We start from the raw sequence: 21,724 nt of genomic DNA on the forward strand, positions 1-21,724 counted from the left end.
TATGCTTGATGTCTTAATCGCACCACGTGCTTCACGAAATCGTATTATGGGTGTGCATGATAATCGATTAAAAATTCAGCTTACCGCACCTCCGGTAGATGGTAAGGCAAATGATGCTTTAATTCGATTTTTAGCTGAATCATTAGCTATTTCACGTGCACAAATTGAAATTGTCGGGGGGGCGACTAATCGACGTAAAACAGTTAGATTATCTGGAATACCGTCTCATTTAGCGTTGCTTAAGTTGAGTCCACCAGCAGCAGAATGAAGGTTTTAATAGGGACACCCCACGAACTGCGGAATTTTTTAAAATATCTCTACATGACCTTGACCACGAGCTCTTGCTTTTGCAAGTGCGTCATCGGCTGCTGCAACCAAATCTGGGGCACTTTCTGCGCCTGTACCAGTAAACGAAATACCGCCTATAGAAGCGCTCATTTGCACCCCATGGTAATTTTTAGTAGCTATGGCGGCGCGGGCTCTTTCAGCGACATCGCGTAAACGTATAGCAATTGGTGCACTATCATCAGGCGGTAATAATACGGCAAATTTATCAGAGCCATAACGAGCTATAAGACCGTCAGCACGCAAAACGTCTTGTAAGGTAATGCTTATATCAACCAAAGCACGATCACCCATTTCAGCGCCTGCAGAGAGATTAACACGCTTAAAAGCATCAACATCCAATAAAATGACTCCTGCTGGTTGATCTGGTGTCGCTTCACGCATGACTTTTGCTAATTGTAAAAGGAAATGGCTAGAATTTGGCAGGCCGGTAAGCGGATCATTTGTGGCACGCTCAAACATACGAGCATTTTCTATTGCTGCGGTAGCATGTTCGGCCAGCATTTCTATGGTTCTGCGGTTGGTATGAGTGAAGACTTTATCTAATGTTGATTTGCCATCAGCGTAAATTACCCCCAAAGGCTCATTTTCACTTGCCAATGGGACGCAAACCATCATTTTTAAACGCAATTCGTGAATAGAACGTCTTGTAGCCAAATCATTTTGCGCGCTAGTATCAGTTGCAAAGACAGGCTTATTTTCTTTGAAAACGCGAGTGGCGACCGTTGAAATACGGGTTTCTTGTTCGCTAATATTGACGCCGTTTTTCATTCGTCCAACACGTTGTATTAAATTACCGCTATCTCGGTCTTTTAGTAATAAAAATCCACGTTCTGCTTCGGTTAACTCAATAAATGCATCGGTAATCAGCATAAGCAGTCGATCAAGGTCACGTGTTGCTAGCATACTGCGACTTACCTGAAGCAACCAGACCAAGCGTTCGTCAAGAGATTCTTGCGTCATATTTGCACCTAATAATCCTTAACTAAAACAAGCGAACCAATCGAAATCCACAATATGCACTTACTGCTGGTTATGCAGTGAGTATATATTTTTACACTATATTAATACCAAATTAGGGGGTGTCCCTAACAATAAGCTGTTATCAGAGTTTAGCATGATAATAATATTAATGTCAGAGTGATAATAATTTTCTCGTAAGTTAGGGGGTGTCCCTAATCAATTGAATACGGATATTTATAATTTTTTGCAGCGATTTGCCCTTTTTTAGCATAAGCAAAGTGCTATGATAATAAATAGCTTTACCATCAAAGATATAAGTAGGAGTTAGGGCTGTGGGTGAGTATGATGATCGTCGTGTTGAACCACATACAGTTCTTGTTGGCAAGGGCATGGGTGTTACTCCGGAAAGTATTGCTCAACTTGAAGAAAGACAACGTTTATTAGAAAAAAGCTCAACGCCTAAACCTAATGATAGTTTTTTAACTGTATTAAGCAAAAAACAGAGTAATAACAAAAAAACAACATCTAGCATTAAAGAAAAAAAACGTGCGTCTCTACCTAGTCAGGGACCTCGTCCGGGGCTGGTACATCCACAGCAGCGAGAAACCTTTGGGCGTGATCAAAATGATGACACAGTAATTTTAAAAGGATAATAGCCAGTAGTTGTAGGTATCAATTATTGCTAGCTTAGTCTTTTTTTAAAGGAGTGTTCGCAAGTGAATGCGGACGAAGGAATCTTCGGCCAATATCGTCTGCTACGACGAATTGCTTTTGGCGGTATGGCTGAGATTTTTCTTGCTGTTATCGATCGCGATGCTGGTTTTAAAAAGCGCCTAGTAGTTAAAAGAATTCTGCCCCAATTTAGTTTAGACCCCAACTTTGTGCAGATGTTTATTGATGAAGCAGTAGTTATTGGCCGCCTTTCGCATCCGAATATTACGCAGATATATGATTTTGGGCAGGTCGATAGTGTTTATTTTATGGCAATGGAATATATCGACGGTGCTGATTTACGCCAAATATTAATTGATTGTGAAAAGCGAGATAGACCTTTAACTTTTGCTGAAACCGCAGCCATCGGAGAATCAATCGCGCGTGGTTTAGCATATGCACATTCATTTGCAGATGAACGTTTAGGGCCGTTACATATCGTTCATAGAGATATTAGTCCTCACAATATAATGATTAGTCGTGCTGGTGATGTAAAAATAATGGATTTTGGTATTGCCAAAGCCGCGGCACGTGCGACTCATACTGCTGCAGGTACTATTAAAGGCAAGGTTGCTTATATGGCGCCAGAGCAAGCTGCTGGCGAAGAATTGGATAGTCGTTGCGATCAATTCAGTCTTGGGGTTGTATTATGGGAAATAATCGCTCGACAACGATTATTTCAAGGTAATTCAGATCTTGATATTATAAGACGAGTAATTGAATGTGACATTAAAAAGCTCAGTAGCATTCGTACAGATATTCCAACAGAACTTGAAAATATTATTTCACGTTGCTTGTTAGCCAAACCAAGCGAACGTTATGCAAGTTTAAGCAATGTTGAAAAAGAATTGTCTAGTTTTCGTTATTCTCTTGGCGTTGAAGGTGCAGTGCAGCTTGGCTCATTAGTGGATATTAAGAACTCTGAAACGAATAAAAAACAACGTCAAACTATGACGTTGCCAGCGGATGAAGACGAAAATGATGAGCAAGCAGTTATATCGCAGACATTAGAAACTCCAAGTAATGCAATTGCAGCAAAGGCTAACGATTTTCAACCAACTGCTGCAACTGCGCCAACAGCAATTATGACCGATAGCATAGTACCAACAGCTGTTGTTAATTTAGATTTAACTCAGAATAAAATAACAACACCAGAAGCTAATTTGGTTTCACCTACACCTAACCTTACAAATGATGATAAAGTTACTAATACTATTAGTACTGATAATGCTTCAAAATCAGCGTCACGAAGTATTTTCAACTACATATTTTTGATTTTATTAGTAGCTACTATAATAACAGCAGTTGGTGTTTTATTACACAATAACCAATTTTTTAGCCAAGTTCGAAACAAGGTAAAAGCACTTAAAACGATTTTGCCTACTAAAGAATCTGATATTAAAAATACCACGGTTAAAGAAATTAAACTTAAAGAGTCTTCGCCAAAATCATCGGTAGTTTTTGAGCAACCGAAAATACCTAATATGGATATTGCTGATAGTGATACTGATAAAGAACCAATTACTACACCTTTTTTAACACTAGAAAAAGAAAGTGCGGCTACATCAGTTGACCCGCCGAAAATACCAGATAAGGTGAAAACCAGTTCAATTGCTGCCAAAGTCACTCCTAAACCAGTTAATAAAAAGAGCAAAGCTACTATGGGCTATTTATCGTTGCGCTCAGTTGGTACTTGGTTGGATGTTTACTTGGGTACTAAACGTTTAGGCACCACACCAATTAGACGTTATCGTATACCATCAGGAAATGTACACCTGCACTTGGTGAATAAAGAAGCTAACATTAATCGTTATCTTGATTTGCGAGTGCCACCAAATGGTGAAGTATCTCGCACGATCACTATACCAAAGTAAAAAATATATGCGTGCACTTATTCAAAGAGTTAAATGGGCAAAAGTGCTTGTTGAGCACACTATTGTAGGAGAGATTAAACACGGTTTGCTGATTTTATTAGGCATCAAAAAAGGCGATAGCGAATCTGAAACTACGGCCTTGGCAAAAAAAATATCTGAAATACGCATATTTGCTGATGCTAATGATTTAATGAATTTATCGGTTTTTGATGTTGGAGGATCATGTTTAGTAGTAAGTCAATTTACGCTCTATGCTGATACTAAACGTGGCAGGCGTCCATTTTTCAAAGAAGCAGAAATGCCAAATGTCGCGTCACAGCTATGTGAACAGTTTTGTGAAACGCTTCGCGCTCGTGGTATTTATGTGGCAACTGGTGTTTTTGGTGCGATGATGCAAGTTGAGTCTTGCAACGATGGCCCTGTTACTATTTGGTTAGACACTGCAGAAAATAAAAAAAAATAATAACATTAGAGAAAAAATTAATTTTTTTTCATTCATGTCACTTTTATTCTTCAATCGGTCGCATTTTCGGCTACACTAATATTTTCTTGTCGTTTTTAGGATAAATTGACCAATGTATCAGTGGAAATCAGCTATAGTTTTTATTGTGCTTTTAACTTTAATCGGTTGCGGGAAAGAAGAAACAGAACAAATTATATGCTACAGCCTGACACAATCTGATCTACCTGGTGTAAGTATTGAATTTCCCCATCAGTCTTGTGATTACACTATTGAACAAGCTCAGCTAGGCTTCTATGTCGATTATATTGTAAAGATTAACGAAACAATTACAGATGTAATTCCGCGCGCACTTGATACTGGCGATTGTGAAAAACCAGGACCAAGCGGTCTCGTGATTCATTATCAATTTGGCGATGACCCTTATGTCTATTGTCAATGCAATACCCAATTATGCACTAATGAACCTCTAGCAACAGTTACATTAGAACCTGGTGAATTTGCTTCACATGTATGGGTCCAAGCGCGACAATGGCAAGGACCTTCAGATACGAATGAAATGCCAGGTGACCCGTTTCCTGTTGGTGAATACGATGTAATTCTTGTTGCCGAAGGTGTTGAAGGTGTTGCTTTAAAAGCTTGGCCTTTTCATATCATTGGCCGATACCAAGTAAGATTGCATTAAAGTTATGGCCAAATATTTTGACGGATCAGATTAGCAGTCCTTTCTGGACTTACACTAACTAAAACCACTGGCACTTTTAAATAATCTTCAATACGGGCAATATAGGCAATGGCTTGTGAAGGTAATTCAGTAAAAGAACGCATGGCGCTTGTTGGTTTGCACCAACCTTTTAATGTCTTGTAGATAGGTTTAACTTGCGATATCGTTGACAATTGTGAGGGATAATCATTGAATTCTTTTTCACCAATACAATAAGCAGTACAAAGTTTGATTTCTTCAAAAGAATCAAGCACATCAAGTTTGGTGATACAGAGGTGAGTAATACCATTAATACGCATGGCATAACGCAAGGCAACTAAGTCAAGCCAACCACAACGTCTGGCTCTGCCGGTGGTAGTGCCGAATTCATGACCATATTTACCTAATAGTGCACCTGTTTCATCAAAAAGTTCTGTAGGAAACGGACCTGCACCAACTCTAGTTGTATAAGATTTTGCCACACCAACAATAGCATTAATACGAGTGGGTCCTACACCAGAGCCAATGCAGGCACCACCGGCAGTAGGATTAGAACTAGTGACAAATGGATAGGTACCATGATCGATATCAAGCAGAGTACCTTGAGCTCCTTCAAGTAAAATATTGCCACCTTTTTCGAGGGTATCGTTGATTAAAGCGGGAGTATTACAAACATAGGGTTCTAATCTTTTATAAGTGTGCAATAAATAATCGACCATCCTATCAATGGTCCAATCAACATCTATTAGCTCTTGAGCATGCTCTTCAAAGTGAGTCGCAACAAGTTGGCGCAGCAATACCGGATCACGAGGGTCACCTAATCGGATGCCTGAGCGATTAACTTTATCACGATACGCTGGTCCGATACCTCGGCCAGTTGTGCCAATCTTAGCTTCACCTTTTTTGTCTTCAGAGTGTTGGTCAAAAATTCGATGAGTCGGCAAAATAAAATGCGCTTGATCTGATATGCGCAAATTTTCGCTGCTTATACCTTGTGCGGTGATACCGTCTAATTCACCAATAAGTTTTTCAGGATCGATAACAACGCCGTTGCCAAGCACACAAATTTTATCTTTGTACAGGATCCCAGATGGGATGAGATGAAATTTATATGTTGTGTCACCAACCACAACCGTATGGCCTGCATTATTACCACCCTGATAGCGTACGATAATATCTGCTTTGGCTGCTAGATAATCGGTGATCTTGCCTTTGCCTTCATCTCCCCATTGTGCACCTAAGATAACTACGACCGGCATAGATCATTTTCTCCTTTTTTTTACCTTATAAACCAGCTCTTGAAAAAATTGCATCAACATGACGATTATACGCACTAAGATCAAATGCCTGCGCCAGATCATTTTCGCATACAAGTTGCCGCACTTCAGGGGTATTCCATAATGCGGCTTGTAAGGTAGGTGATTGTTTCTCCCATACGCGTAAAGCTGCGGTTTGTACTAGAGCATATGCAGCTTGGCGATCCATCCCTGCTCTTAGTAAAAGACCTAAAGCATTTTGGCTAAACACTAAACCACCGGTGAGATCGAGATTGTGTTGCATTTGCTCTTTATAAATTCGCAAATTCTGCACTAACTTTGTCATGCGTTCAGTCATATATAAAGCTAAATGAAAAGCATCCGGGAAGGCGATACGCTCGACCGATGAATGCGAGATATCTCGCTCATGCCATAGAGCAATATCTTCAAAGGCAGCAAGCGCATATCCACGCATTAGACGTGACATACCGCATAGCCGTTCACTGGTAATAGGATTTTTTTTATGGGGCATAGCCGAAGAACCTGTTTGCCCTTTAGCAAAGGCTTCTTCAGCTTCGTGTACTTCTGTACGCTGTAAAGCGCGAATGTCAGTAGCAAATCTTTCTAAACCACCAGCGAGTAATGCCAGCTTGGCAATCACAGATGCATGACGATCACGTGGCACTACTTGAGTAGCAACCGGCTCAGCGGCTAACTTTAAACGTTCGAGAACAAAACCTTCAAACTCAGGGTCACTTTGGCTGAAAGTACCCACAGCACCAGAAAGTTTACCAAAACCAATTTCACTTTTTGCATTGGTTAATCTTTCGATATTGCGCTGTATTTCAGTATACCAACCAGCTAGACGTATACCATAAGTAGTGGGCTCAGCATGTACTCCGTGAGTTCTGCCTACACAGGGGGTGAGTTTATGTTCTCGAGCTCGCGTTGCTACTGCCTGGCTTAAGGATTTTAATGCATCAAGAACAACGTCAAGACTTGCTAACATGGCAAGTGCAAGGCCGGTATCAACAACATCACTACTAGTAAGGCCACGATGCAAATGACGATTGGCTGGTTCACCAACAATTTCTGCAAGAGCCCGTACAAATGCAACAACATCGTGATCAGTTATTTTTTCAAGCTCACGCACCCGCTGTGGATCAGGGGTAGATGCTCGTTCTTTTATTTGAGACATTTCGGTATTAGGAATTTCACCGCGGGCATGCCAAGCTTCACATGCAGCAACTTCTACTTGAGTCCAGCGTGAAAAAATCCCTTCGTCACGCCAAATAGCATCAATAGCAGTTGTTTTATAACGACCTATCACGATTGTTCTCTACCTATGTCACGTCGGTAATGCATACCTTCGAAAGCAATGTATTGCACACCTGCATATGCGGCACTACGCGCTGCAGTAGGGGTGGTACCACGTCCAACAATAGCTAATACTCTGCCACCATTGGTAACTATGGTTTCATCACGTTGAGTAACACCTGCAAAATCAATCCAACGAAAAGTATTTTCGCATTGAGATTCGATTGTGATTGGATCACCAATTTGTGGTTTATCAGGATAACCTTTTGCCGATAGCACCAATGCACAAGTACACCAAGGCTCAATTTCAAAAGACAAGCCACCGAGTTCACCAAAGGCTATTCCCTTGCAAAGAGATAAAAATGATCCTGCAGGTAATCGTGGCAAAATAGCTTGAGCTTCAGGATCACCTAGACGTACATTAAATTCTATTAATTTTGGTCCAGTTTCGGTGATCATCACCCCGGTATATAGAAAACCAACAAAGGGGGTACCTCGTTTTTCTAATTCAGCCAAAATAGGTATGACTATTTCATCACGAACGCGTTCTTCAATCTCGATGGTTACCACAGGATTCGGACTAATAGCCCCCATACCACCCGTATTTGGTCCAGTATCTTTATCACCAATACGTTTATGGTCTTTAGCATTAGGCAAGGGTAAAGCATGAACACCGTCACAAGCATAAAAGAAAGATGCTTCTATACCAGTAAGACGTTCTTCAAGAACAATTTCTCGACCGGCATCACCTAATTTGCCGTGTAATAATTCATTGCCGATACTGAGTGCTTCTGCTTTGGTATCAGGTAGAAAGACTCCCTTGCCACTAGCTAAGCCATCCGCTTTGACTACTGGCACACCCTCCCAAGCATCCATAGCCCATGCAAGCTCAGCTTCTCTACGTGTTACTACAAAGCTTGGAGAGGGTACATTAACGTCACGCGCTAAATTTCTAGTATAAATCTTCGAACCTTCTAATTGTGCAGCTTGTTGGCTAGGACCAGCGCAGGCAATACCGACTGCTTTTAGTCGATCGGTAATGCCCAAAACCAAAGAAGTTTCGCCACCGACAATGACAAAATCAACGTGCTCTTTTTGAGCAAGCGCCACTAAACCATCAATGTCTTTTACAGCAATATTATGGTTTTTACCAAAATGCGCAGTACCAGCGTTGCCAGGAGCAATAATTAATTCTGGTGCTGGGTTAGCGGTCATCAAGGCACGACAAATCGCACTTTCACGGCCACCTTCACCAATGATTAACATTTTCATGGATCACTCTTCACGCGCCATGTGGCGCAAGGAAGCTTATAGGTCAAGTCTTACGACCAATGATATCGAGTACCATAGTTTTTCCTTCGCGCCATAGAAAAGGCACGGTCGTCAGTAGATATATAAGCGAAACAAGAATTGGTCGATGCCAAAAGTGAAGAAGACCTAAGCATAATGCTGCAAGAATAAATAGAATAAACATAATAATTGGTTTTTGACTAAAATGCAGATGCAATTTTTGCCTTGCTATTATGATAGGTATCCCACCTTTAAAAACTGAATTTGTTAACATACCAAAAGCAATCGCCAGCATACCATAGCTTGGAATTAGAGATATCCATAATAGGACGGTTATACCCAATGCAAACAATGCGGCATAGGCAGTAGTTTTTACATTACCTATTCCGGGCAATGCATTTACAGAAGGAGTGGCAATTACATCGATACATGCTGCTGCAATTAGTAAACGAAAAACGAGTAATCTTTCAGCAGTAGGAGTACCTCCACATATTGCAATCAAAGGTTCAGATAATAATACTAATATTGAGCAAATCGGAACCGTAACTAATAGAAGCCAGTGATTTGCTAAACTAATACTTGAAGAAATTTGGTCGCGATATCCGCCGCCGTCAAGTACAGCCGTATGGGCGAAAAGAACAGTACGAAGCATACGTGGTAAAAATTGTAATGGCGCTAATAAAGATAGCGACAGAGCTAAATGCGCGGCAGCTCCCATATCTGCTGCGTTAGGAGTAATAAAAACGGCAAATTCTCTTACTGATAAGGAGGCAGCGGTACCTAAAAGTGCCAATATTGAAAAACTAGCCAATGATTGCCAAGCTACATGGTTATTTTTAGGGCAAGGTATTACTAGTTCTTTACGAGTAGAATATAGCGTTATTAAGATAAATGTAACATGACCGGTAATGAATGCGAAAAGTAAGAACTGAGATAAACCAAAGTAAGTTAACATCAACAAAACTATAAAGAAAATAATGCCAACTTTAATTTCACTTTTAGCATAAAAACTAACACGATCAAGTGCATATAAAATATTACGAAAGAAGAGATATCCTGCATAGACGGCGCCAATAATCGCGGCTTGTTTAATTAAATCGACATTAATTTTTTGTTTTATCGCTAACGGTTGTTGATAAATAATCGCCAGTACTACCGATATTGCAGCCAATAGCACAGTACCAGTCAACATTTTGCGATATAACCAAGAGATTGTATCTTGCCGATTTTGGCCACGAGCTTGAGCGATAAAACGTAAAGCAGTGGGTCCGAATGCCGTTGAAGCAGGTATTGATAATAAAACACCTAACGATAAAGTAACGTTGAGTTCTCCGGTAATTTGCTCGCCAAAAAATCTTAAAGCAATAGTATTAAAACCAAGACGTGTCAGGCCGATAAGTATAAGGCCGATAGCTGTGAGTAAGGCGTTTTTTAACACGCTAATACCTCACGATATCTATCGCCAAGTAGCAGTTATTATGAAACATAAGTCTTAGCCTTACACTATCTTTATCATTTTGCGTGAAACAAAAAATCTTTATGAATATATTTAAGTAAAGATCGCTTCTGTCCTTTAATAAACTCAAGGTAGTCAAAGTTATGTGATTGTAGTTTTTGCTAGAGCTTTTTAATATATCAGCTTTTGTTATGCTGGTTGCGATGAGATATTGGGCGGCCCATAGGTGCTGAATTTTTACCATAGGCAAATCGCTATATACCCAATTTTTTTAAGGATTGATGGTGGCGATGCGGGGAATCGAACCCTGGACACAGCGGTTATGAGCCGCTTGCTCTAGCCAACTGAGCTACATCGCCAGCAAACTGCAATCGAGCGCTTGATTACGGTAGCTAAACAATTGTGTCAAGTGGGTAATAGTAATTGTAATAATCGCAAGACGCGGCGCGTTAACAAATAATGTTGATTTTTTGTGGCATAATCCGTCATGCTATATATCAAAGAGTGGTCAAACACTTTTTTAAAGCACGCAAGGAAAAAGGTGGACCTCTTAAGGCGGTAAGGAGGCGACGATCGCCCAGATTGGCGTTAGTTTCGTTATCGGGACGAGAGGTTCATTTGCAGCACTTGTTGTGCTGCAAAGGTGCTTTGCACCTTGCCATGGGGGTGGAGGCGTGAGTCTTTCGCGCGATGACCGGACGCAGTCCGCGGAGTTGTCGACATAGCCATGGCAAAAAATAATGCTCGTCAAAAAACTGTTGTACATAGACGACGCCCCAAACTTGCGACAGACACAATTCCAGTATCTAATAGCAGTCGCACTAAACGTTTGCTTGCTATTGAAATGCTTAAAAAAAAGGAAACGCCCGTGTCTCATAATCACGAGCGCCGAGCAAAAGCGCCCGCGAAACCAGCTCCTATTTCTGATATTGAACCTACTGCTGAAGAATTAGCTGCTGAGCAGTCGATAATTGACGAAGAACTAGAAGGGCGACGTGATCGCCAAACTATAGCAGCTGGCAAAGATCTGCTAGCTAGTTATATGGAACAGCTTAGCCACATTCCATTATTCTCTCCCGAACAAGAGATGAATAATGCACGAATGCTACAAGATTTAGAGTATAAGACTTGGAATCTAGTGCTTTCATCTCCACGAGCATTAGTGCATGTATGTATTGAATCAGCTTCTCTTGAACCGCCGGTACAACAGAAACTTGATAAGTTGTTACAAAATGTTAGACGTGCAGCCTTACGTAGCAAACGTCGCGAACTTAAAAATTCACCTCTGCGCGATAAACTTGTCGAGTCAGCCATTCGCAGCATGCGTTTTGCTGATTACGATAAAGAAATGCTTGAACGTGTTATTAGGCGATGTCGTCGAGAGGTTTGGGGAAGACGAGTTCTTGATACAAATCCGGCGTTTCGTTTAACTCATGCGAAACTCGCAGAGATTGAACAAGCACACGGTGCATCTATTCGAGCACGCAATAATTTTGTGCGAGCCAATTTACGCCTTGTTGTTAGTGTCGCGCGAAATTTTCATCACCATCGCATTCCTTTTATCGATCTTATTCAAGAAGGTAATGTTGGTTTGATGAAAGCAGTACATCGCTTTGATCATGAAAGAGGCTTTCGTTTTTCAACCTATGCTCATTGGTGGATTCGGCAATCGATTGAGCGTGCAATTATCAATAAAGGCTCGCAAGTACGTTTACCGGTACATGTAATTGATTCACGACGGCAGGTTGGTAGAGCCGCAACAAAATTGCAGCAGAAACTTGGGCGAGCTCCAACCGCCGGTGAACTTTCACGTTCGTTACGTATTCCACAAATAAAAGTTGAACAGATTTTAAATGGGGTACAACAAGATCCAGTCTCTCTTGATGAACCAGTTGGGGGTGATGATCCTCGAAAATATTTAGATCTAGTACGAGATGATACCAACCCTGGTTTAGATGAAGCAGTTATTCGTGAAAATACACATGAGCGTGTGCGTGAACTTTTACATATGCTTAATCCTATAGAAAAAGATATTATTCGCCGACGTTTTGGTCTTGGCGACGATAGCGATCAAACACTTGATGAAATTGGCAAGATTTACAATCTGTCGCGCGAACGTGTACGACAGATCCAAGCCCAGGGATTAATGAAAATGCGTCGTATGTGTGAACGTCGCAAAATTAGTTAAACATCTGTAAAAATCCCAATAAATATGCAGTATCTTGGCATGTCTAGCATCGTTAGGCAAAAGTATGTTACATGCTTTTTAACGATGCTAAATCAAGAAAACCTTATATTTATTATTGGTTCGCCGCGCTCAGGCTCTACTTTGTTGCAGCGTATGGTTGGTTCACATTCAAAAATTTTCACCCATCCAGAACCGCATTTAATTACACCGCTATTTTATTTGGGATATTACACCAATGTAGATAAAGCACCATATGATCATATTAATGCCGCACAAGCGTTACGTGAGTTTTGTGAAGAATTGCCTAATGGAGAAAATGATTATCTTGAGGCGCTGCGTGCCTATGCTAGTACGCTTTATGAAAAAGTACTTAATGCCAGTGGCAAAGAGTTCTTTCTTGATAAAACTCCCGCATATGCTTTGGTGTTGCCATTTTTAACGAAGTTATATCCGCAAGCAAAATATATAGTATTAACTAGACACCCTTTGGCAATTTTACATTCAGTAGCTCATTCATTTTTTGCTGGTGATTATAAAACCGCTGTTGAAACAAATCCGATTATACAACGATACATACCCGCGATTGGTGCATTTATTCATGAGCGTCCCGTACCATTTGTACACATACGTTACGAAGATTTAGTGAATGAGCCAGAAAAACAGATGCAACATATTTGCGAACACTTAAGGCTAAGCTATGAACCTGAAACCATAACTTATGGTCAGTATAAACATATTTCAAAGAGTTATGGTGATCCGATGTCAGTAGAAAAGCATCAAAGACCAGTAGGGGATTCAATAGAAAAGTGGGTGCCTGATTTGCTCGCGCGTCCTAAAGTTATGGCTATTGCCAGAAGGAGTATAGCATCACTTGATGAAGATCATTTAGCCGCATGGGGATATCCCAAAGAAGAAATTTTTGCTGCATTAAGTAGTGGTAGGGCAAGTCCTACACAAACACCGTTGAATATTTATCGCATTAAACGACAAGTTTTATTACATTTGCGTAAAAATATTCACAAGAACCTATTCGGAAAATTAATTAAAAAGATACGCTATTATTGCGATGTTTTACTGCGTACATAGGTGCACCCCCTGATTTTACGAATATTATAATGCTTATGCCACACTGACAATTATTTCGCGCACATGATGTTAGTAATACGGTAGATGTTGCTACATTGCTACAGAATAGATATTGCTACAAACAGTTATAATAAAAATATAACTACTCAGCCCTTCAACAGGTAACGGCGCCAGGAAATAACATCAAAGAAACAATCTTAAGACTGCTATTTATTAGTATCCAAAAGTCAGGATTCAGAATTAAATACAAAATCAACTAAAAATCGGTATTCTGTAACTTTCTAAGTTCTATTAAGCATGCCTTTAATCATGAAATCCTTTGTTAGGTACGTGCGCCGTCTTACCTAGGCGCTTATAATTTTGCTGACGTATCCGTAGTAGTCGTGTTTGTCGACACAGAAGCAGCGGTTATGGCGGTATTTTCAGCGAGTTTGTTGGGTTTTAGAATTTCGGTGACGGAGGTACGGGATAGAAAGATTAGAAAAAATAATAACATACCAATTACTACTGGTTTTACATCCAGCCCATTGGGCACGAGCGTAGCTATAAATATGCCGACGACTAACAATGAATAAATGAAACGTCCCAATTTTTTGAGCAGCAATAAATTAACCCCTGCCGCAATGAAGGTGAGGCAAAGCAGCAATCTAGCGACGACTTCGATGTCAGTTTTAACACCACCTTTAGAAATAGCGTAGCCCAGTTGAGCGGTAGCATATCCGAACAATCCAATTATAATAACTGCGATAAAATAGACGTCGCGCTTAGCGCTTTTCTGTTTTTTTGTAAGCTCTGCCATAAAAACACTTTTATTATGAAATGAGTAACCCTGCTTGCATACACACTGATTTTATAAGACGGTTATTTTTTTTTGCAAGCATCGGTTGAGAGCTTTTGGCGGCGGACTTCTGTCCCCGTAACTTTAGTGGCATGCACTTTTGAGCAAGAAGATATTGTGTTAGTACAGTAAACCGTGGCCACTGGTGACGGTAATGATTCCAATAGAAAACTATTATGTTAAGGGTTAGTGTTTCTTAAGAGTACGTGGATGAAAATGACTGAATATGATGTCATAAATGGGCTTAATGAAGCCTATATTCGTATAGATGCCAAGGGTATTATTACTACTATCAATTACGTTTTTTATGAAATTCTTGGATATGACAATGCAAATGATTTGATAGGTCAATCAGGCGCAATAATATGGAAATATCCAAAACAGCGTAGCAAAATGCTTGCAGCCGTTAAAAGAAATGGTTCGATAAAAGATTTTGAAGCAACAGCAATAACTAAAAGTGGCACTACATTAGAAGTCTCAATAAGCGCACGCTTAATAAAAGACGCTAAAGGTCATGAAGTAGGGGTAGAAGGAATAGTTCACAATATTAGTAAGCTTAAGTATCTTGAAGAACAGTTACGAGACTCTGAAGAGCGCTATCGTTGGCTTTTTGAAGCAGATGCTGATGCAATTTTATTAGTTGATTATGATAGCAATATGATTATTGATGCTAATCCAGCCGCATTTCAATTGTATGGTTATACGCGCAAAGAATTATTTGAAAAAAAATATACTTCATTAGCAATCAAATCTGCGGATATCAAAAATGACCAGTTGATAGAAAAGAAACCAGTACAATTGTGCTGGCATTGCAAAAAGGATGGTACGGTTTTTCCAGTTGAAATTGCTGGCTCTTACCATACATACCTTGGCTGTAAAATTTTTATTGCATCAATTCGTGATGTTACTGAACAACATCGAGTAATTTCAGAAAAAAAGTTAAATGAAGAACGTTTGCAGTTAGTTGCAGAAGCAGCTGCAATGGGTACTTATAGCTATGATCATGTTTCAAACACGGGAGATTTTTCGCTCGGGTTATTGGCACTTCATGGGCTTGATCCAAATGGAGTACTGCCGGTTGGTGAAAATTGGATGGCTGAAGCTGCGATTGCCGAAGATCAAGAAATAGTGCTTGGTGCTTTAGCACAAGCTCGTGATCCAAATGGGAATGGTGTCCTACGAGCTGAATTTAGAGTTCGTAGAGCAGATAGCTCGATTCGTTGGTTAATGGCTCGCGGAAGGTCATCTTTTGCCGGACCACCAGGGCAACGATATCTTGAAACATCAGCTGGTGTGGTGATGGATATCACCGAACGTAAACTTGTAGAAGAAAGTAGAGATAGACTTAATCGCGAACTTCAAGAAGCAACATCTAGAGCTAGTGTTATGGCAGCTGAAGCCAATCGAGCAAATGCTGCTAAAAGTGAATTTTTAGCAACGATGAGTCATGAGATCCGTACACCGATGAATGGTGTTATTGGTATGCTTGGACTATTGCTTGACACTAATTTAAGTGACGAACAAAGACGCTATGCAGAAATGGTTCGTTCAAGTGCTGATTCATTAATGGCACTGCTAAATGATTTATTAGACTTTTCTAAGATAGAAGCAGGCAAATTAGAGATCGAAAATGTAGATTTTAATATTGATATATTGATTAATGAAATTAGCCAGTCTTTAATTGTTCCTGCTCATGACAAAGGTTTAAAATATACCTGTTGTGTTGATCCCGCGATTCCTAAAATAATCCATGCAGACGCTGGTCGCTTACGACAGATTTTGTTAAATCTCGCCGGTAATGCAATAAAATTTACTTCAAATGGTAGCGTATCTATTCGTGCAAATTTTGTAGAAGCTGACGGAAATAAGGTAATACTTCGTTTTGTAATTAGTGATACAGGCATAGGAATTCCACAAAAAATGCAAAGACTCTTATTTAAGAGTTTTACGCAGCTTGATCCGTCTCATACGAGAAAATACGGTGGTACAGGGTTAGGTTTAGCTATTTGTAAAAGACTTGTGCAATTAATGGGTGGACAAATAGGTGTTGAAAGTGAAGCAGGTAAGGGTGCAACATTTTGGTTTACCATTAAAGTAGGCATAGGTTTACATCCTTCTGTATATGTACCTTCTTTAATTAATGAAAGTTTACCTAAAGTTGCATCTAACGCGCGTGTTCTTATCGTAGAAGATAATTACACCAATCAGCAATTAGCTCTGGGTATTTTACGTAAGCTTGGTGTCAAAGCTGAAATTGCTAGCAATGGCAATGAGGCATTGAAAATACTTGAAAGCAATCCGTTTGATTTAGTGCTAATGGATATCCAAATGCCTGATATTGATGGTTATACGGTAACACGACGTATTCGTAATGAATCATCATTGGTGCTGAATCATCAAATACCAGTTTTAGCTTTAACAGCAAGTGTGTTAGGTGGAGTAAAAGAAAAATGTCTAGCCGCTGGTATGAATGATTATATTGCCAAACCTATTACCCCAAGGATTGTTGCCGAGATGCTTGCAAAATGGTTACCAACAGAACCCCAAGCTGAACATGATGAAGTAATCGCATTTGATCGTGAAGCATTTATGAAAAGAGTATTAAACGACGAAGTTATGGCATATAAAATAATTACTGGTTTTATTGAGGATATGCCTCAATTAATGCAACACTTATATGATGCAATCAATGCACATGATACAGAGCAAACAGAATTTCGTGCCCACACTATTAAAGGAGCAGCAGCAACGGTTGGAGCAGAAGGTTTAAAAATAGCTGCTAGTAAAATCGAACAGGCAGCCCGTAATGATGCAATGGTATCGATTGATAAACTTTTTGAAAATCTTAAGCATCAATTACAAAGATTGAAAATAACCGTTGCCGAATCGTTTAATAACTCTATTTAATTTTCATTTTTGTTGTTGAACCAATACGAATGTTGAATTTTCGTGTTATCAGTTTTTGGGTATCTTCTGTATTAATTCGTAAAATATGGTTACCTGGAGAAAGTTTTATTTTATTAATAGGCGTATTACCATAATACTTGCCATCAATAGCTACTTTGTTACCTGGTTTAGATGATAAAACAAAAAATCCAAATTGTGTTAGTTTGTCACTAGCTTCATCGAACGGATTTTCTTGATTTTCTAATTGTGCCAAGAGTGGATCAACTAATGGTGAAAGGGAAACATAGATGATTCTTGATTCTTTAGAAGATAACGTAACCGAAACGAAAGATTCTTGGTAGCCTTCTTTAGCAAGTTTAAATTCATAGGTAGTGTCAGTTTGAAGAGTGTTTATAGTTACCGGACTAATACCAATAATATGCTCGTCCTGAAATATTTGAGCACCAGCTGGTATTGTTGAAATTTTTAGTGATGCCAGAGGCGGTTGAGGTGGATTATATTCAACAATATGTACTGATGAAGGAGTCGTATATCTAAAATTTCGCCAGATTACTGCACCAACAGTAATTAGTGCGATACTTATTATAGATATTAATATTAGTGTCAGTACTAAAATGTTTTTTTGCTTTTTATTTTGAAGTTTTATTTGCTGTTGCTGTATATTTACGCGTGTAGTTTCTTGAGTCGTAGCTTTCTTTTTATTTCGTGTCGCAAATGTAAATACTTCGTGTTCTTGCTCTAAGTGGTGTTCAAGTGGCGATTCAATAATGTTTTCTGGTAAGTGACGTTTGATATAATCAGCTAAGCAATCTTCTGATGCATCTTCTTCGTTTTCCTCAATATATTTTGCTAATGCTATAGCAACTTCTCTACAATTTGTATAACGCTGTTCACGGTCTCTTTTGAGCATTTTGCTAATTATAAAGTTAAGCTCATCTGGAACCGATGGATCTATACTCTTAGGTGTTGATATATCACTTTGAGTCAGAATTTTAATAACTTCTGTATCTTCTTTATCTTTTAATAATCTTCTTCCGGTTACTAATTCCCATAGTACAATCCCAAGTGAAAATTGGTCACTACGTCCATCAAGTTCTTTATTTAGAACTTGTTCTGGAGACATATACCTAAGTTTCCCTTTTACTAATTTTGAGCTTTTAATAGAGGTTTTATGAATTGCTTGAGCGATGCCGAAATCGACTACTTTGGTTACTCCATTGTGGTCGATCATAATATTTTGTAGACCTATATCACGGTGTACTACACCAAGTGGGTGTCCGTCTGTATCATGTGATTGATGTGCATGATGCAAAGCTAAAGCTGCTCCATGCACTATTTTTGCTGCTAAGTGGCGTGGCAAAGACTCATTATTACGAATAATTGCAGTCATTAGACGGGCTAAATTTTCGCCTCTAATAAATTCCATTGCAATTATATAGGTATCTTGCCAAGGGCCAACCTCATAAACTTCAACAATATTAGGGTGATGCAAAAAGGCAGCAACGCGTGCTTCGTCGAGAAACTGCTCAACATGACCAGATTCACGCGCTAAATTCGGAAGAAGGGTTTTAAGAATTATGAAACGTTCAGAATTATTGATGCCATTGGTTTGTCGAGCAAGAAAAATCTCACCCATTCCACCCACGGCTAGGCGTTTGATTACTTGGTATTTTCCGAATACCAAATTAGAGTCTTGTTTTAACGCTGCGGTAACAATAGCTATTACTCCAACCCTATTTTGCTCTATTCACCCTATAACAATAATATTGCTAACCAAGATATCATGGAAAACATCGAATTGACAAATGAGTAATGCAACTACAGAAAATAATTTAGTTTTATGCGAGTTGCAAAATTATATGAGTTAAAAAGTTATTTGCGCTAAATCATAAGATTTTTTATGCGGTTATAAATATGGGCGATCTTTCATTTTCATATAAATTTAATTCTGCTGGATAATAGGCGTGATTTTTTTTCTGGTATTCATTTGGGGTATCTGACAAACTAGTAAGTCTTGGATATATATATGCGGTGGTCTAAGTAACGCGGTAATCTATTTAATGTATATGGGGGAGTTGGTGTTTTTTATAATTTATTAACAGCAAACAGAATTTGAGGCTATGCTTCATATTTTTAAGCCGCGAGCAGAGACAAAAGTCGCTCTCACTCCACATAAAGGTTCAATAAGACTATTTTCCTTTATGGCTATTAGAAATAAGCTACTTATCTTCAATTTAAGTATTATTATTATATTGGTAGGGTTATTTTCATTTATGGGGAGAGATTTTTATCGTATTGCTAATTTAACGGCTCAAGAACAAAGCATTCATGTAAAAATTAATAATGCAATACTTAGTTTGCGCGAAAATGCAGAAATCCCTTTAGCAGCCAAGGACAGTAAAACCCTTGAAGAATTATTACAGAGTTTTATAGGTGACCCTGATCTACTAGCAATAGGTCTTTTTGATAATGACGGCAAGTTAATGGCTAGCCTTGGCAATATTAATGCCTATGTCAAGTTTTTATCTTCAGCTAAATCTGGAACTAAGGTGTTCATTGATGATGAAACATTAGGGGCTCGTCTCGATATAGGTGTTCAAGGTATAATTCTTGGCAGTACAATGGCAATATATACGCTTGAAAGAGTAAAAACCGCTCAACAGCATTTTGTGATGTTTTCTATTGTTATTGCAATAGCTGCTTTTATGACGATATTGCTATCGATTATTATAGGTCGAACAATAGTGCGACCTATTTATGAGCTAACTCGTATTACTAGTAATATTGTTGATCGTGGTGATTGGTCACAAGAAATTAATATTCGTGGTCATGACGAGATAGGGGTATTGGCGGCAAGTTTTGCAAAAATGGTAATGATGTTGCAACGTTTTCGTCAGACACTTAATGAATTGACATTGGGCATCACAAAAGTATCTGAACGTGTTTTAGCAATAGCTCGAAAAGTTGATGAAGGTTCAACATTGTTACAGTCTCGTGTTATCGAGACAGCAAATACAACTACTGAAATGTTAGATTCGTTGCATACTGTTGCTAAAAGTGTTGAAGTGCTGCAGGGAAATGCCGAGAATAGTGCAACTGCAAATTCACAGATGGTGACGGTAAATCAAAAAGTATCAACTCGTGTGCAAGAGATGGAGTCGTCAGTCAATTTAACTATGCGCGCTGTTGAACAATTGACCGAATCCATTGTTCAGATAGCGAATAGTATTGATCACCTTAACGTTTCGTTGGCTGAGACATCTTCTACTATTGTTGAGATGGATGCATCGATTGCTCAAGTTGGGGATAATGCTGGTGAAACTTCGTCATTAGCGCATGCAGTTTCAAATCATGCTCAAAACGGTGTAGTAGCTCTGGCTGCTACATTAGAGGGTGTTGACCGTGTGAAACTTTCATCTCAATCTGTTTCGGTTGCTTTTGAGAATTTAGATAAACAGATTGGCAATGTTGGTGCTATGCTTGATGTCATTAATCAAATTGCTGACCAAACGAACTTGTTAGCGCTAAATGCTGCGATTATTGCTGCAAGTGCTGGTGAGCATGGTCGTGGTTTTGCTGTAGTCGCCGAAGAAATTAAAGTTTTAGCAATGAATACCCGTAATAAGACGCAAGATATTGCAACTGTAGTGCAAGATATAAAATCTAAATCTAGTGATGCTAAAAGCAGTATTGATATAAGTTTGCAAGAAGTCGACAATGCAGTAAGACTTGGCCTTCAAACTTCAGATGCCTTAGGTCTGATTTCATCTTCGGCAGATAAAGCCACTTCTATGGTGCGTCAGATAGCCGATGCTAGTTTAGAGCAGACAAAAAGTTCACGTCTTATTACGACAGCAACCCAACGTATAGTAAAATCGGTAGAAGAAATTTCATCTCGCTCTCGTGAACAATCGCAACGCTCAATTGAAATTCATGATATTGCCGAACGGATGCGCAACGTTGCATTGCAAGTACAAAAAGCCATTATTGAACAGATGCATGGCAGTGAGCAGATAGGTGATTCTGTTAATAGTATTACAGATATGGTTAAACATCTTAATGATAGTGAACGATTGCAAACTAGTGGTGCAGATCGTGTTTTACAATCAGTAAATGGTATTCGCCAAGTCGCTGATAGTCAACGCAGTGCAGCAAGCGAACTGCACCAAACAGTTGACTCACTAAATAAGCAGGCTGAAGTTCTTCACAAAGCGGTACGCGCTTTTCGTGCATAATATTTTTTAACGCTAAGATAATTATTATTTACGGTGCAGTCAGAGGATGACTACGCTTAAGTAACGTTTTTTATAAACAGTATTTTTCAGGAGGA

The 21,724-nt window shown here is 39.3% G+C and carries 16 protein-coding genes and 1 tRNA gene; 9 read left to right on the plus strand and 8 right to left on the minus strand.

Going from position 1 to position 21,724, the window contains the following annotated elements; all coding sequences use genetic code 11:
* Nucleotide 1 precedes the first annotated feature (1 nt).
* A complete protein-coding gene (locus JW841_01395; GenBank protein ID MBN1959574.1) occupies nt 2-268 on the plus strand; it encodes a YggU family protein in 267 nt (88 codons plus the stop codon).
* 38 nt (nt 269-306) lie between these two features.
* Here JW841_01395 and JW841_01400 read toward each other — a convergent pair whose 3' ends face one another.
* Entirely contained in the window at nt 307-1,308 is a 1,002-nt protein-coding gene (locus JW841_01400) for a diguanylate cyclase (protein ID MBN1959575.1), read from the minus strand.
* Nucleotides 1,309-1,640: 332 nt separating this feature from the next.
* Between JW841_01400 and JW841_01405 the strand changes: the two genes are divergently transcribed.
* The 4 genes from JW841_01405 (at nt 1,641) to JW841_01420 (ending at nt 5,038) form a co-directional block, all read left to right on the plus strand.
* Nucleotides 1,641-1,961, plus strand: coding sequence for a hypothetical protein (locus tag JW841_01405; GenBank protein ID MBN1959576.1), 321 nt, complete (start codon nt 1,641-1,643; stop codon nt 1,959-1,961).
* A 63-nt stretch (nt 1,962-2,024) separates the two neighbouring features.
* Nucleotides 2,025-3,893 (plus strand): serine/threonine protein kinase, encoded by a 1,869-nt coding sequence (locus tag JW841_01410; protein ID MBN1959577.1) that lies wholly within the window; start codon nt 2,025-2,027, stop codon nt 3,891-3,893.
* A gap of 7 nt (nt 3,894-3,900) precedes the next feature.
* Nucleotides 3,901-4,356: a D-tyrosyl-tRNA(Tyr) deacylase gene (locus tag JW841_01415; protein ID MBN1959578.1), complete on the plus strand. Its 456-nt coding sequence runs from the start codon at nt 3,901-3,903 to the stop codon at nt 4,354-4,356.
* Between the two features lie 112 nt (nt 4,357-4,468).
* Complete coding sequence (locus JW841_01420) at nt 4,469-5,038, plus strand: hypothetical protein (protein MBN1959579.1); 570 nt, start codon at nt 4,469-4,471, stop codon at nt 5,036-5,038.
* A 2-nt stretch (nt 5,039-5,040) separates the two neighbouring features.
* Here JW841_01420 and JW841_01425 read toward each other — a convergent pair whose 3' ends face one another.
* The 5 genes from JW841_01425 to JW841_01445 all read right to left on the minus strand — a co-directional run bounded on the left by JW841_01425 (nt 5,041) and on the right by JW841_01445 (nt 10,734).
* Nucleotides 5,041-6,315, minus strand: coding sequence for an adenylosuccinate synthase (locus JW841_01425; GenBank protein ID MBN1959580.1), 1,275 nt, complete (start codon nt 6,313-6,315; stop codon nt 5,041-5,043).
* Between the two features lie 25 nt (nt 6,316-6,340).
* Entirely contained in the window at nt 6,341-7,642 is a 1,302-nt protein-coding gene (locus JW841_01430; GenBank protein ID MBN1959581.1) for an adenylosuccinate lyase, read from the minus strand.
* Nucleotides 7,639-8,901 carry a phosphoribosylamine--glycine ligase gene (gene purD / locus JW841_01435; GenBank protein ID MBN1959582.1) on the minus strand — a complete coding sequence of 421 codons (1,263 nt, stop codon included), beginning with the start codon at nt 8,899-8,901 and terminating at the stop codon, nt 7,639-7,641. Before purD ends, JW841_01430 begins: the two co-directional genes overlap by 4 nt.
* Nucleotides 8,902-8,944: 43 nt before the next feature.
* Nucleotides 8,945-10,357 carry a hypothetical protein gene (locus JW841_01440; GenBank protein ID MBN1959583.1) on the minus strand — a complete coding sequence of 471 codons (1,413 nt, stop codon included), beginning with the start codon at nt 10,355-10,357 and terminating at the stop codon, nt 8,945-8,947.
* Nucleotides 10,358-10,657: 300 nt separating this feature from the next.
* A tRNA-Met gene (locus JW841_01445) sits at nt 10,658-10,734 on the minus strand.
* Between the two features lie 368 nt (nt 10,735-11,102).
* Between JW841_01445 and JW841_01450 the strand changes: the two genes are divergently transcribed.
* Both JW841_01450 and JW841_01455 read left to right on the plus strand, forming a co-directional pair.
* A complete protein-coding gene (locus tag JW841_01450; protein MBN1959584.1) occupies nt 11,103-12,563 on the plus strand; it encodes a sigma-70 family RNA polymerase sigma factor in 1,461 nt (486 codons plus the stop codon).
* A gap of 39 nt (nt 12,564-12,602) precedes the next feature.
* Nucleotides 12,603-13,649 carry a sulfotransferase gene (locus JW841_01455; protein ID MBN1959585.1) on the plus strand — a complete coding sequence of 349 codons (1,047 nt, stop codon included), beginning with the start codon at nt 12,603-12,605 and terminating at the stop codon, nt 13,647-13,649.
* Nucleotides 13,650-14,001: 352 nt separating this feature from the next.
* On the opposite strand, the gene JW841_01460 is transcribed toward JW841_01455, so the two are convergent.
* A complete protein-coding gene (locus JW841_01460) occupies nt 14,002-14,448 on the minus strand; it encodes a hypothetical protein (protein MBN1959586.1) in 447 nt (148 codons plus the stop codon).
* A 249-nt stretch (nt 14,449-14,697) separates the two neighbouring features.
* Between JW841_01460 and JW841_01465 the strand changes: the two genes are divergently transcribed.
* Complete coding sequence (locus tag JW841_01465; protein ID MBN1959587.1) at nt 14,698-17,394, plus strand: PAS domain S-box protein; 2,697 nt, start codon at nt 14,698-14,700, stop codon at nt 17,392-17,394.
* Here JW841_01465 and JW841_01470 read toward each other — a convergent pair.
* Entirely contained in the window at nt 17,387-19,078 is a 1,692-nt protein-coding gene (locus JW841_01470; protein MBN1959588.1) for a serine/threonine protein kinase, read from the minus strand. The genes JW841_01465 and JW841_01470 overlap by 8 nt on opposite strands.
* 517 nt (nt 19,079-19,595) lie before the next feature.
* Between JW841_01470 and JW841_01475 the strand changes: the two genes are divergently transcribed.
* On the plus strand, nt 19,596-21,629 hold the full coding sequence (locus tag JW841_01475; protein MBN1959589.1) for a HAMP domain-containing protein: 2,034 nt from the start codon (nt 19,596-19,598) through the stop codon (nt 21,627-21,629).
* Nucleotides 21,630-21,724: the final 95 nt, after the last annotated feature.

The sequence above is a fragment of the Deltaproteobacteria bacterium genome, assembly GCA_016931625.1.
GTDB lineage: Bacteria > Myxococcota > XYA12-FULL-58-9 > XYA12-FULL-58-9 > JAFGEK01 > JAFGEK01.

What these genes read in the sequence shown, in the direction of transcription:
- JW841_01395 (MBN1959574.1), top strand. Translation starts at nt 2, where the DNA reads ATGCTTGATGTCTTAATCGCACCACGTGCTTCACGAAATCGTATTATG.
- JW841_01400 (MBN1959575.1), bottom strand. Translation starts at nt 1,308, where the DNA reads ATGACGCAAGAATCTCTTGACGAACGCTTGGTCTGGTTGCTTCAGGTA.
- JW841_01415 (MBN1959578.1), top strand. Translation starts at nt 3,901, where the DNA reads ATGCGTGCACTTATTCAAAGAGTTAAATGGGCAAAAGTGCTTGTTGAG.
- JW841_01420 (MBN1959579.1), top strand. Translation starts at nt 4,469, where the DNA reads ATGTATCAGTGGAAATCAGCTATAGTTTTTATTGTGCTTTTAACTTTA.
- JW841_01425 (MBN1959580.1), bottom strand. Translation starts at nt 6,315, where the DNA reads ATGCCGGTCGTAGTTATCTTAGGTGCACAATGGGGAGATGAAGGCAAA.
- purD (MBN1959582.1), bottom strand. Translation starts at nt 8,901, where the DNA reads ATGAAAATGTTAATCATTGGTGAAGGTGGCCGTGAAAGTGCGATTTGT.
- JW841_01450 (MBN1959584.1), top strand. Translation starts at nt 11,103, where the DNA reads ATGGCAAAAAATAATGCTCGTCAAAAAACTGTTGTACATAGACGACGC.
- JW841_01455 (MBN1959585.1), top strand. Translation starts at nt 12,603, where the DNA reads ATGTCTAGCATCGTTAGGCAAAAGTATGTTACATGCTTTTTAACGATG.
- JW841_01460 (MBN1959586.1), bottom strand. Translation starts at nt 14,448, where the DNA reads ATGGCAGAGCTTACAAAAAAACAGAAAAGCGCTAAGCGCGACGTCTAT.
- JW841_01465 (MBN1959587.1), top strand. Translation starts at nt 14,698, where the DNA reads ATGAAAATGACTGAATATGATGTCATAAATGGGCTTAATGAAGCCTAT.
- JW841_01475 (MBN1959589.1), top strand. Translation starts at nt 19,596, where the DNA reads ATGGCTATTAGAAATAAGCTACTTATCTTCAATTTAAGTATTATTATT.